The sequence below is a fragment of the Mucilaginibacter sp. RCC_168 genome (assembly GCF_041355315.1).
Classification (GTDB): Bacteria; Bacteroidota; Bacteroidia; order Sphingobacteriales; family Sphingobacteriaceae; genus Mucilaginibacter.
In genome coordinates this window covers 171138-184174 of record NZ_JBFUPN010000013.1, presented here as the reverse complement: position 1 = coordinate 184174, position 13037 = coordinate 171138, and the positions used below count along the sequence as shown (strand labels likewise).

The following is a 13037-nucleotide window of genomic DNA, read 5'->3' as shown; positions in this document are numbered from 1 at the left end:
TACTCACCACTCACTAATTAATTATCTTTGGCCGATGAACTATCAGAACAGTTTAACATTTGCTTTGGAGCGGGATGGGCTTGATCCGCTAAAGAATTTCAGGAGCCGTTTTCTAATTCCGCAGCATCAGGGTGCCGACGCAGTTTATTTATGTGGCAATTCTTTAGGTCTGCAGCCGGCTTCGGCAGGGAAATATATAGCCGATCAGTTGAGTACATGGCAAAATCTCGCGGTAGAGGGTTGGTTCCAGGGTGATGATCCCTGGCTTAGCTATCACAAACAGCTTTTGCCATCCATAGCCCGCATTGTTGGCGCGCAGGAAAATGAAGTAACAGTGATGAACTCACTTACAGTAAATCTTCACTTACTGATGGTAAGTTTCTATAAACCAAATCATAAACGATTTAAAATTATCATGGAAGGAGGGGCTTTCCCTTCAGATCAGTACGCGATGGAAAGCCAGGCGCGTTTCCATGGCTTTGATCCAAAGGAGGCAATCATCGAGATCTTTCCACGGGAAGGCGAGCTTACTTTACGCACCGAAGATATCATCCAAACCATTAATGAACATGCGGATGAACTGGCGCTGGTGATGTTTGCCGGTATTAATTATTATACCGGACAGCTGTTTGATATGGAAGCTATTGCTGCTGCGGCTCATAAAGCTGGCGCCTACGTCGGTTTTGATCTGGCACATGCTGCTGGTAACGTTCCATTAAAATTGCACGACTGGGGCGCTGATTTTGCCTGCTGGTGTTCGTATAAATACATGAACTCAGGTCCTGGTGGCATTAGTGGTGTATTTGTGCACGAAAAGCATTTTGATAACCAGGAATTAGACCGCTTTGCAGGCTGGTGGGGTTACCGGGAAGATAAGCGCTTTTTGATGGCGCCGGGCTTCGATGCGGCTAAAGGTGCCGATGGCTGGCAGGTAAGCACGAGTCCTATATTGCTCCTGGCTTTATTTAAGGCTTCTATGGTTATTTTCGATGATGCGGGCGGTGTTGGTATTCTTCGAGAGAAAAGCGTGGCTTTAACGGGCTATATGGAGTTTTTGATAAATGGGTTGAATAAGGCGCAGGGCGAGGAGGTATTTAAGATCATTACGCCTGCTAATCCGCAGCAACGGGGTTGCCAGCTATCAGTAGTTTGTAAGCGGGATGCTAAGGCTGTATTTCAATACCTGGCAGATAACGGCGTAATAGGCGACTGGCGCGAACCCGATGTGATCAGGCTGAGTCCGGTGCCACTTTACAATAGTTTTCAGGATGTTTACCAGGCTGTACAGCAAATGGCCGCTGCGATAAAATAATAAAAATAAAAAATGTCATTTCGAACGAACGGTGATGGGTAGTGAAAGAGGGTGAGGAGAAATCTTTTACGCCCTGTAAAGTTCGCATGGATAATCGCAGAAGATTTCTCCTTGTTCCTCGTTCGAAATGACAGGTTGACGATATTAAAAAAATAACAAAACATGGTTTACTATAATCCCAAAGAGTGGTTCTCTTTTATTTTCAAGATCAATAAGGCCGATACCATGCGGGAATTATTTCCGCTGATGATTGCGGTAGGAGCGTATGCGGGTGTGGTGACCTACTTTTTGATAGATTTCTGGCATTTACCCGATACCAGTCTGCTCCGGAAGGTAAACTTTATTCACCAAACCATTGGCTTTGTGTTTTCGTTATTGCTGGCTTTTCGCATCAACTCGGCGTATGACCGCTGGTGGGAAGGCCGCAAGATCTGGGGGAGCCTCACCAACAATAGCCGCAACCTGGCCATTAAACTGAAACACCTGGTTGGCGAACATGACGCGGCGTTTTTTAACTATACCATACCGCTTTACGCACGTTCGCTCCGGGATCATTTAAGGGATAAATACGTACCCGAGGAATCTGAATTTATTGCCATCGATCCGCAAAAACATGTGCCTAACCAGGTAGCCTCTGCTATTATCGAAAACGTGTACAAGCTTAATAAAAGCGGTGTAATTAACCCGGAGCAATTGTTTAGCATTACGGCAGAAATAACTTCATTTACAGATATTTGTGGTGGTTGTGAACGGATCAAAAAAACACCTATTCCTTTTTCTTATAATGTGTTTATCAAGAAGTTCATCTTTACCTATATCATGACTTTGCCCTTTACCTGGGCCTTTGATCTAAAGTATTTTATTATACCCGTGATTGCTTTTGTATTGTTTGTTTTTGCCAGTATTGAACTATTGGCCGAAGAGATTGAAGACCCCTTTGGCTATGACGCGAACGACCTGCCGCTCGACAATATCTGCGAGAATATTGAGAAGCATGTGGGGGAGATATTGACTTAACTGGGTATGTTCAAGGTGGCTTACGACCCGATATATGCCCATCCACTTCCGGAAGGGCACCGTTTCCCGATGCTGAAGTACGAGCTGATCCCGGCGCAATTGCTGCATGAAGGCGTGATCAGCCGTGAAAACCTGTTTTCGCCTGATATGCTGACGGAGGATATCATCCTGCAAACCCATGATCAGGATTACTGGCACCAACTACGCGACCTGACCTTGCCGCTAAAAGAGCAGCGCCGCATTGGTTTTCCATTATCCGCCCGGTTAGTAGAGCGTGAGATCAGGATAGCTAAGGGGACTATTGATGGATGCAGGTTTGCTTTTGATGATCGCATCGCTTTTAATGTGGCCGGTGGCACACATCATGCAGGCAGTAATTGGGGCGAGGGTTTTTGCCTGTTAAACGATCAGGCTATTGCAGCTAACTGGTTATTGAATAATAATTTAGCTCGATCTATCTTAATTATTGATTTAGATGTACATCAGGGAAACGGCACCGCCCAGATTTTTGAAAAGGAACCCCGGGTATTTACTTTCTCGATGCATGGCGCCAATAATTTCCCGTATCGTAAGGAAACATCTAATTTGGATATCCCGCTGGGAGATGGGATTGAGGGTGATGAATATTTGGATATTTTGTACAATACCCTACCCGGCTTGATCCAGCATCAAAAGCCCGATTTTATATTTTACCTGTCGGGTGTGGATATCCTGGCAACCGACAAACTGGGTAAGCTGGCCCTGAGCAAAGAAGCCTGCAAAGACCGCGATAAATTTGTGTTTGAACAATGTATTGCCAATAACCTGCCGGTGCAGGTAAGCATGGGTGGTGGTTATTCGCCCCAGATCAAAGATATTGTGGAAGCGCATTGCAATACTTTTAAAATAGCAGCTGATCTGTATTTCTGATAGACAAAAATTATGAGATTGTCATTTCGACCGGAGGGAGAAATCTTTTGCGCGCGATAGGTTCGAAGCAGAAGATCTCTCCTCGTGCCTCGTTCGAGATGACAATTTTGTTTTATCGTTTGATTTCCAAAAAGAAGGTTGTCATGCTGAACGAAGTGAAGCATCTTCTTCTTCAAGGATCTCGAAGAAGATCCTTCGTTCCTAAGGATGACAAAGTAGCTATTACTTCATTTAATCCTTCGCCAGTATCGGTATGGTATTGTCCCGGCGATGCTTTTTACTGATGATGTTAAAACGGATAAACAGCAATACCGAGGCTGTTGCCAATCCCAAAGTTAAACCATACCACACGCCATTAACCCCCAGGTTAAGCCTGATCCCCAATAAATAGCCCATCGGTAAACCTACTACCCAGTAGGCCAGAAAAGTAAAAATGGTAGGGATGTTTACATCGCCCATGCCACGTAATATACCGAGGCCAACCACCTGCGCGCCATCAAATAATTGAAAGAATGCTGCTATGATAAGTAATTGTGCTGCAATATCAATAACAGCCTGATCAGAAGTGATTATCCATGGTAACAGATGCCTGCCAAAGGTAAATATGAGGGCGGTGACCGACATAAAGGCCAGCACAATGTGATAGTTGGATATGGCAGATAATCGGAGATTTTGATAATGCCCGGCGCCAAAATAGTTACCCGATTTAATGGCCGCCCCGGCAGATATGCCGCTGGCCATCATGTAGGTCATAGCCGCCAGACTGATAGCAACCTGGTGCGCGGCCTGCTGATCGAGCCCTATAACGCCTACCAAAATAGCGGCACCGCCAAAAGCGCTTACTTCAAAGGTATATTGCAAGGCCACCGGCGCACCTATCTTCATGATCTGGATTCCCCGCAAGCGATCTATATTTTTAATAGCAAAACTTTTCAGGTACTGCTTAAATATAGGCGACCTTAAAACGTATATGGCCATCACAATAGCCATCACACAACGGTCTATCAAAGTACTGTAACCAACACCTTTGATCCCCATAGGGTGAACACCGAATAAGCCTTTTACAAAAATCACCCCAAGGCAAATATTGAGCAAATTGCCCCATATAGAAATGAGCATGGCCTGTTTGGTAAAACCCAGGCCCTCGGCAAATTGCTTAAAGGTGTTGAATATCAGCAATGGGATGAGTGATAAACTAAGCAGCAGTAAATAAGGCTTAGCCTCAGTTACCACCTGCGGCGATTGATCCAAATGACCGATGAGCAGCATGGTACCAAAGTAGATACCGGCGAACAACAGGATACCGCTCAGCATATTTAAAAACAAACTGTTGGAAAGCAGCAGACCACATTCTTTGAAATTTCCGCGACCATTATTTTGCGCGATGAGTGGTGTTAAACCATAAGAGATACCCATACCGATAACCAGCGGAGTCATGAAAAGACTGTTCACCAGCGATACCGCGGCCAAAGAAACCGTACCTGCAAAATGGCCCACAATAATAGAATCGGACATTTGAACCAGTGTATGCCCCAACTGTGATATCACTACAGGGATAGCCAGTTTAAGGCTTTCGCCATAATAAGGTTTGTATTTCAGGAAAATGCTTTTCATTTACAGGAATATTAGTATCAAGTAGTTAGTATCAAGTATCAAGATTTCCGCATCTATTTCAGAATGCAATAGTAGTCGTGATACTTGATACTAACTACTTGATACTACAGTATAAAACTCTTCTTTTTCGGTGGTATTAATACGGATAAGTCCCGATAATATTAAGTCGACCAGGATGCGTTGCGCCCGTCGTCGGCCTATCTTTAACAGTTCGGCACACTCTTTAATAGTGATGCGGGTATGCTGCTCCAGGTATTGTAAAAGCGATTTTTCATTTTCAGAGTATTCAATCAACACGCCTTCGTCACTTGATGACCGTTTAAGCACTTCCAGCACAATTTTACTGGCTAATACGCTTTTGTCCTTTACCCTTACGTAGGCCCACCATTTACCATCTTCGGCCAGGGCATAGTGTGGTTTCAGATCGCTTGCGGGGGTATCCACAACCAATACCAGTTTATCGTCTACGTAAACTTCATCAAATATGGGCTCCAAAGCCGGGCGTGCAAACATATGAGCGGCTTTGGTGATCATATAACGTTCTTCGTCTTCAGATTTTACACCTTTAATAGTTCCGTCATCGGCAACGCCTATTAATAGTTTGCCGCCTTTGTTGTTGGCAAAGGCTACCATGGTACGGGCAATTTTTTCGCAGCTGGTTATTGTTTTTTTAAAGTCGAGTGTTACACCTTCACCCTCAAATATCAATTTTTTGATATGGTTCATGTTAGCGTTGTTATCCTGTCTGTTAAACTGATTACTGAGGTTTAATATAGGGGGTAAATATTTCCATCCATCTTTCCGGACGGGTTATTTCTGTAAATCCAAACTGGCTGTATAGGCCATGTGCATCGGCGGTGGCTAATGACCATCTTCTCAGTCCTTGCAGATCGGGGTGTTTAACAATGGTTTGCACCAGCCATTTGGATAGCCCTTTTTGACGGAAGTCGGGTAAAATAAATACATCGCACAGGTAAGCAAAGGTAGCATTGTCGGTAACTACGCGTGCAAACCCAGCCTGAACGTCTTGCTGATAAACACCAAAGCACATAGAATTGGCAATACCCTTTTCTAACACATCGCGACGGATGCCTTGTGCCCAATAGGAGTCGTCGTTCAGGTAATTATAGATCACATCAACGTTAAGTAAGCTTTTATCGGTAGATATCTGGAAGCCTTTTTTAATAAAGACCTCATCGTTCATATATGTAGTCATTAGGATAGAATTATGAATTAGTACTTATAAAATTTAAATTGCGTAAATACACCTCTATCGTTACAGATACGCACATTTCACCATCTTTATTATAAATATCAATGGGATGGTGTACCATATATTTGCCCTCGGTGTTTAACAGCATTTCTGCATGTTCGATCTCCGCGTCAGTTAAAGTGATCGTAAAATAAAGATCTGATGAACCCGGTTTTAAGTAATGTATAGTTGATGATTTTGACCATACCTTTAATTTATACCCCTTTTGAATAAGCAGCTGGTGAAACAATACCGGGTAAAACGGATCGGCGGCCGAAAAAATGGTGCCACCGAAAATGGCGTTGTTGTAATTTTTATTCAGAATGCTCTTGATGATCTTTACCTGAACACCTTTAAAGCCTTTATCAAATTTAACCACCCAGATACGCTGAAATAAAAGGGGAGGGTAGAAACGCATCGCCCACTTTAACATTCGTTCAGATACTACCATAGCCCTTAAATATCTGAAATTTATAAGAAATTAAAGCATTTGTTATGTAAAAATCAGGCAGGTGCTTAACCTTTTGGTTGCCAGATAAATTTTTAACTTAAACAATATCGTTGCTGTATGGTTAATAATATAATCAAAATAAAATTGACAATTCATTCAAATACAGACAACTATGAAAAAACAGATTTTAAGTATAGCGCTTGTCGCCACATTGATAGGTGCAATAGCAGCGGGCTGCAGTTCTTCAAAAACAACCAGTGGATCAGATAGCACCAGTACCGATACCTCAAAAATGGCAACACCGGCCTCAACAACTGATACGGCTAAAACTGATACCACAAAAAAGGATACCACAACAAAACCTGTTCATTAATTTAGAGTGAAAGACACGGCCTCCGGATGAATTATTCATCCGGAGGCCGTGTCTTTTTAAAAGGCGCTTTTAATAACACCACCGTCGGCCCTTAACAAGGCCCCGTTAGTTGCTGATGATAGCGGACTTGCTATATAAGTAACCAGGTTGGCTATCTCATCAGTTGATGTAAAGCGTTGAATGATGGATGTACCGCGCATGCTTTGGAAAAATTCCTTTTCCATTTCACCTGCCGTCAGTTTTTTCTCAGCCGCAAGCTTATCAATAAAACCGCCAACGCCTTCAGAACGGGTAGGGCCCGGTAAAATAGAATTTACGGTTACATGGCTGCCTTTGGTCAGCTCGGCCAAACCTCGCGCTATGGCTACCTGTGCCGTTTTGGTCATGCCATAATGGATCATTTCTTCGGGAATCTGTATGGCCGATTCACTGGAGATGAAAATAATACGTCCCCAGTTTTTTTGCAGCATCTTGTCAAAATAAGCCCTGGAAAACCGAACGCCGCTCAATACGTTCACTTCGTAAAATTTGAGCCAGTCTTCGTCGGTAATATCTTTAAATGCTTTGGGCTCAAAAATGGCTACGTTGTTGATCAGGATATCAACTTCGGGTAATTTGCTAATGATTTGATCGATATCGCCCTTGTTGGCCATATCGCCGGTCAGTCCGTAAATATCATTGTTACCGGTGTCTTTTTTAATCTGGTCTACAGCGGCTTTAACACGCTCATCGGTGCGACCATTTACATATACTTTTACGCTTTCGGCGGCTAATGATTTAGCTATGGCATAACCAATGCCTGCAGTTGAGCCGGTTACCAAGGCCACTTTATTTTTCAGTTGAAGATCCATGTTTTTATATAGTTAAATTGATGTTTAAAAATACCCAATGTTTTGTCAGCATATATCATTACAAACAAAAGATGGAATGGTGCTGACAAAATGGAATTTTAAACTGTGACAATGCGATTATAATAAATAATACCAATCGGTATATTTTTGTCTTAACGATCACCTGTTGATCTATAAAAATAAAACTAACATGAAAGCAATTCAATTTAAAGAATACGGAGCATATGAAACCCTGAAAATAGTTAACCTTGATATCCCGGAATTAAAAGAAGGACAGTTACTGGTTAAAATAAATGTAGCCGCGGTGAACCCGGTTGATAATACCATTAGGAAAGGGTTAATACCACAGGCTAAAAAGCTACCCATGATTTTGGGAAATGAAGCTGCCGGTGTGATTGTAAAAGGTGACAGCGAATTTCCGGAGGGCGCAAGAGTTATAATTTCGCCCTTTTCACCCGATGGTTCTATCAGGGGTATCAACAACGACGGAACCTGGCAGGAATACCTGGCCTTATACCCGCAGGAAGTACTTAAAACGCCGGATAATGTATCTGACGAGGAAGCCGCCGCATTCCCTGTAGCATTTTTCTCGGCGCAGGCCAGCTTAAATAAAGGCGATTTTACCAACAGCAAAAGTGTATTGGCATTAGGAGCGGGTGGCGCTGTTGGTAATGCCGCTATTCAATTGGCATTAGCTTATGGCTCGCCTTTAGTGATCACCACAGCAGGCTCAACCCAAAAAGCTGAAGCTGCCAGGGCTGCAGGTATTGAAAATGTTATGGATCTGTCCAAAGAAACCATCGGCGAAGGAGTATTAAGAATAACAGAAGGAAAAGGGGTTGACCTGGTGATTGACAGTATCGGCGGCAATTTAACCGGGGAGGCACTTCATTCCCTGGCCCGCAATGGCATATTGGTTACCATCGGCTACTCAGCTGGTACACAATTTACAGCCAACGTAACTGATTTTGTATGGAAGGGTTTACAAATGCGGGGGCAAAGTCTTTCCGGATGGTTCAACGCCGAAGAGCAGAAGCAAATATGGGATCAATTGCTGCCATTGCTGGCCGGTGAGAAAATAGAACCCATCGTAGCCAAAGTATTTGATGTCGCCGATGTGGCCGAAGCACAGCGTTATTTAATAGAAGACAGACCTTTTGGTAAAGTATTGCTGAAGTTTTAAGAAGAACTTGTTAGTCAAATAACAAGGTGTTTTGATAGAGGAGGGGAGAGCTTTATTGATGTAGAGCTGCTCCCCTTTATTATTCGAACTTCTGCTAAAGACCGTATTTCGGGAGCCGGCTTCAGACTGAATCCGATTCGGGCATCGCCTCCAGGTATTCATTGATATAGGCCTTAGCCCTTTCTCATTCCTTTATGATCATTCCGTCCTTAAACTCTTTATAGGGTTAACGACAGCTGCTTTTATCGATTCATAGCTAACCGTAAGCCAGGCAATGACCAGCGCCGATACTGACGCTATTACGAATATGAGCCAGCCCACATGGATATGATAGGCAAAGCCGGCAAGCCAGGTGTTCACAGCGTACCAGGAAAGCGGTATGGCTATAACAATAGCAATAAGGATGAGCCGAGTAATTCCAGAGGCTAATAAATAAACAAGGCTCGATACCGATGCACCCAGCACTTTGCGCACACCAATTTCCTTGGTACGCTGCTCGGCCATAAAGGCAGATAAGCCATATAAACCCAGGCAGGAGATAAAAATACCGAGCACGGCAAAAAGGTTAAAAATTTTGCCCATCTGTTGTTCTCCTTTATAAAGATTAGCCAGATCCTGGTCAAGAAAATCAAATTTGAAGGGGTAGGCCGGGTTGAGCTCCTGGCTTATGGTTGATAGTGCCTGTATAGTGGCTTTGGTTTTACCGGGTAATGTTCTTACCATTACAAAACCACCTATCTTATTAAAGGGCATTACCAATGGTTCTATGGCTTGCTGAACCGGTTTAAAATTAAAGTCCTTCACTACACCAATAATAGTCCCCTTGTTACCCCAAACCGCTATGGTTTTACCTACTGCCGTGTTGGCCTTTAAACCCATAACGCTCAGCATTTTTTCGTTAACCATGTAATTATTTGAATCCGCTTTAAATGTTCTTGAAAAACTTCGGCCCGCTACCAACTTCATTCTGAATGCGTGCGTAAAATCCTCATCGACAGCCATTACCGGGATTGTTGTTTGCGAGCGGGGATCTTTGCCATCCCACTGAACATTAAAAGTCCAGCCCCCCAGGTTGGTAGGCAGGTCGGTAATTATGGAAAAATCGCTGGTAAGTGGGTTTCCTTTTAACTCATTTTTTAAAGCCTGCTGTTTGCCCCACATATCCCCTGTCATCGGCATGTACAAGAGATTAGCCTTATCAAAGCCGGGGTTCCTGTCTCTAATAAATTTAAGCTGATTGTAGATCACCACTGTGCCTACCAGCAATACAATGGAGACCATGAATTGAATTACCACCAAAGCATTGCGGAACAGTAAATTGCCACCCATTGATTTTACATTGCCTTTAAGCACTTTAACCGGGTTAAAGCTTGAAAGGAATAGGGCAGGATAGCTGCCGGAGATGAGGCCGGTTAACATGGCAATACCCAAAAGGCTTAACCATAACTTCGCATCCGATACATCGATAGCGAGTTTCCTGTTGGCCAGTTCATTGAATACCGGCAGGAATAAAATAACAATGCCGACCGCGAGCATTAATGATAGAAAAGAAATAAATACCGACTCGCTTAAAAACTGGAAGATCAACTGCCCCCGCACAGCGCCTGCTACTTTGCGTAAGCCAATTTCCTTAGCTCTCCGGGCCGAACGCGAGGTAGCCAGGTTCATAAAATTAATACATGCTACTACCAATACCAAAACAGCGATAATAAAAAAGATGTTTACATATTGAGTATTACCGTGTCCTGGCAAATCTCCCAATCTTTCAGGTGCCAGGTGAATTTTGGTTAAGGTCTGCAATTGAAACAAGGCCTTGGTTCCGGGGCTATGCTTCTGAAAGATCTGGTCAATTTGTTTTTCCAGTCTTGATAAATTGCCATCAGAAGGATCAAAACTTTTATCTAACTGAATATAGTCGTAAAAATTAAAATTGTCCCATATGTTGTTTTTCAGGTCATTATTCGTTTTGGCTATAGAGGCCATTGGTAGAATGAAATCAAATTGCAGATCGGAGTTAGCAGGGATACTGGCCAAAACACCTGTTACTACCACATTTTCTTTATTGTCTTTTCGTATTACCTTGCCAATAGGATCTTCCTTTCCGAAGTATTTTGTGGCCATTTCCTGTGTTATTAAAACACCATCTACCTGATTTAACGCTGTCGTACGATCGCCCTTTACCAGGGGGAAGGAAAATACATCCATAAAACTTGGATCGGCGTAAAATACACGCTCTTCCTGGAACTTTTTGTTACCTGTTTCAAGTAAAACAGAAGGATACGCGGGTTGTAAACGAACGGTATTTTTAATAACCGGCATTTCCGCTTTCAATCCGGCGGGCATACCTGCCGAATTTGCCGCCGTTTTTGAATCAGCAAAATCACTGTTTATCCGATAGATCTGGCCTGCGTTTTTATGGAATTTATCATAATTTAATTCATTCTGTACCCAAAGCAAAATCAGGATACTTGATGCCAGGCCTATGGCTAAACCTGTTATATTCAAAATGGAATAGGCTTTATCCTTAATGATATTCCTGTAAGCAAGTTTAAAATATGTTTTGAGCATGGCGCGGCCGGTTTTAAATGTGTCGATTCTGCTTTAAGTGTACCAATTACGTGCCTTTATTGTAAGATATTGATTATTAATAATTTGTAATATTTAAACAAGGTCAGTTGTTCGGAAATGTTACAGTTGGCGTACGTTGCCGAACAGAGGGTTTCATACAAACTATTATAAAACTTCACGAGACCTGCTGCACCCATTGACTTCGCCAGGCAGGCGCTTCAAAGGCCTCTGCGAAATACTGTGTTTCATGTATCACTTTACCGTTCCGGAACTCCATAATACTTACCGTGTAAGCCGATTGCCCCTGGTAAATGATGGTATATTCTGTGATCCAGAGGCTGCCTTGCCCAAGAATCCGCTTCACCTTAAAGCCAGACGGTTTGCCTGGGTGATGGCTTCGCAAGGCTTGTAAGTTAATTCTTCCGTGTATTCTTTCGCCAGATTGCGGATAATCACAGATGGCATCATCATCGTAAATATCATGTTCTGCGTTCACATCGCCAATTGCCGATGCGTGCCAGTGCGCATTCAGGGCTTCACGTATTTGTTCGTCTTTCATGATAGTTGCTTTTTAACGTTTAGCTTTTTCGTTCGAATCACGTTGTGGGATGAAACCGGGAACACCGGTGCTCACTACTTGATTGAGTCTCTGCCTGGTCTCAATACGGTTGATCTCATCAAACGCGTCTTGCGGCAGGGGAGAGATGTCAAAATTCTCCCTGGCCCGGTCTGCGGTTTTAGGTGTAGTAAGCAAAGCCGTGCCCCGCTGGATGGCCCAGGCCAACAGCACCTGCGCCGGTGTTTTTCCAATTCGTTCGGCAATGTCCACAATAACAGGATCTTCGAGCAGCCCCGGTCTTATTCCATGACCCAAAGGTGCAAAAGCTAAAAATACAATGCCTTTCTCCTTGCAGAATTCCAGAAGTTCTGTTTCCGGCAAATATGGATGTGATTCGACCTGAACCACGGCTGGCTTGATTCTCGCCGCTTTGTATAGAGGCACCAGGTCTTTCAAAGTGATGTCGGACAGTCCTATAGCCCGGCATTTACCACCATCCACAAGTTGCTCCATGGCTCTCCATGTATCAATTAAAGTCACGCCCTTATCGTAAATAACATTACCGTTTTGATCCCGCGGATCCTGGTCATCACCCGGTTGAAACGCATACGGCGTATGAATGAGATACAGATCCAGGTAGTTGAGTTTGAGCCTTTTTAAACTCGCTTCGAATGCCGGTTCAACACGCTCGGGCCGATGATTGATATTCCACAACTTCGTGGTAACAAAGATGTCTTCGCGGGCAATACCACCGGCAGCGAGCCCGGCTTGCAGCGCTTCGCCAACCTCACTTTCGTTTCGATAGCGTTCTGCAGCATCGAAGTGTCGAAATCCGGCTTCCAGCGCGTCTCTGGTAGCACTTATAGTCAAAGCCTTATCAGGGATCAGGGTACCAAACCCGAGCAAAGGCATATGGAGGATGTTATCTGTGGTCTTCATTTTTGATAT

The 13037-nt window shown here is 43.6% G+C and carries 13 protein-coding genes; 5 read left to right on the top strand and 8 right to left on the bottom strand.

The window, feature by feature from the left end:
- Positions 1-34: 34 nt before the first annotated feature.
- From kynU to AB6735_RS14325, 3 genes are all read left to right on the top strand, one after another.
- The gene (gene kynU, locus AB6735_RS14335; protein ID WP_370996534.1) at positions 35-1312 is read left to right on the top strand and encodes a kynureninase; all 1278 of its coding nucleotides are present in this window, start codon (positions 35-37) and stop codon (positions 1310-1312) included.
- A gap of 162 nt (positions 1313-1474) precedes the next feature.
- Positions 1475-2329, top strand: coding sequence for a bestrophin family protein (locus AB6735_RS14330; protein WP_370996533.1), 855 nt, complete (start codon positions 1475-1477; stop codon positions 2327-2329).
- A 6-nt stretch (positions 2330-2335) separates the two neighbouring features.
- Entirely contained in the window at positions 2336-3238 is a 903-nt protein-coding gene (locus AB6735_RS14325; protein ID WP_370996532.1) for a histone deacetylase, read from the top strand.
- A gap of 231 nt (positions 3239-3469) precedes the next feature.
- Here the strand turns inward: AB6735_RS14325 and AB6735_RS14320 are convergent, their stop codons facing one another.
- From AB6735_RS14320 to AB6735_RS14305, 4 genes are all read right to left on the bottom strand, one after another.
- The gene (locus AB6735_RS14320; RefSeq protein WP_370996531.1) at positions 3470-4852 is read right to left on the bottom strand and encodes an MATE family efflux transporter; all 1383 of its coding nucleotides are present in this window, start codon (positions 4850-4852) and stop codon (positions 3470-3472) included.
- 90 nt (positions 4853-4942) lie between these two features.
- Positions 4943-5578, bottom strand: coding sequence for an RNA-binding domain-containing protein (locus AB6735_RS14315; RefSeq protein ID WP_370996530.1), 636 nt, complete (start codon positions 5576-5578; stop codon positions 4943-4945).
- A 31-nt stretch (positions 5579-5609) separates the two neighbouring features.
- On the bottom strand, positions 5610-6056 hold the full coding sequence (locus AB6735_RS14310) for a GNAT family N-acetyltransferase (RefSeq protein ID WP_370996529.1): 447 nt from the start codon (positions 6054-6056) through the stop codon (positions 5610-5612).
- A 22-nt stretch (positions 6057-6078) separates the two neighbouring features.
- Positions 6079-6522 carry a PaaI family thioesterase gene (locus AB6735_RS14305; RefSeq protein WP_370996528.1) on the bottom strand — a complete coding sequence of 148 codons (444 nt, stop codon included), beginning with the start codon at positions 6520-6522 and terminating at the stop codon, positions 6079-6081.
- Positions 6523-6727: 205 nt separating this feature from the next.
- Between AB6735_RS14305 and AB6735_RS14300 the strand changes: the two genes are divergently transcribed.
- Positions 6728-6928 carry a hypothetical protein gene (locus AB6735_RS14300; protein WP_370996527.1) on the top strand — a complete coding sequence of 67 codons (201 nt, stop codon included), beginning with the start codon at positions 6728-6730 and terminating at the stop codon, positions 6926-6928.
- Between the two features lie 56 nt (positions 6929-6984).
- Here AB6735_RS14300 and AB6735_RS14295 read toward each other — a convergent pair whose 3' ends face one another.
- Entirely contained in the window at positions 6985-7779 is a 795-nt protein-coding gene (locus AB6735_RS14295) for an SDR family NAD(P)-dependent oxidoreductase (protein ID WP_370996526.1), read from the bottom strand.
- 190 nt (positions 7780-7969) lie between these two features.
- Here AB6735_RS14295 and AB6735_RS14290 point away from each other — a divergent pair, with 190 nt between their 5' ends.
- Complete coding sequence (locus tag AB6735_RS14290) at positions 7970-8962, top strand: zinc-binding alcohol dehydrogenase family protein (protein ID WP_370996525.1); 993 nt, start codon at positions 7970-7972, stop codon at positions 8960-8962.
- A gap of 198 nt (positions 8963-9160) precedes the next feature.
- Here the strand turns inward: AB6735_RS14290 and AB6735_RS14285 are convergent, their stop codons facing one another.
- The 3 genes from AB6735_RS14285 to AB6735_RS14275 form a co-directional block, all read right to left on the bottom strand.
- Positions 9161-11530 (bottom strand): ABC transporter permease, encoded by a 2370-nt coding sequence (locus tag AB6735_RS14285; RefSeq protein ID WP_370996524.1) that lies wholly within the window; start codon positions 11528-11530, stop codon positions 9161-9163.
- Positions 11531-11705: 175 nt separating this feature from the next.
- Positions 11706-12089 (bottom strand): hypothetical protein, encoded by a 384-nt coding sequence (locus tag AB6735_RS14280; protein ID WP_370996523.1) that lies wholly within the window; start codon positions 12087-12089, stop codon positions 11706-11708.
- A gap of 12 nt (positions 12090-12101) precedes the next feature.
- The gene (locus AB6735_RS14275) at positions 12102-13028 is read right to left on the bottom strand and encodes an aldo/keto reductase (protein ID WP_370996522.1); all 927 of its coding nucleotides are present in this window, start codon (positions 13026-13028) and stop codon (positions 12102-12104) included.
- Positions 13029-13037: the final 9 nt, after the last annotated feature.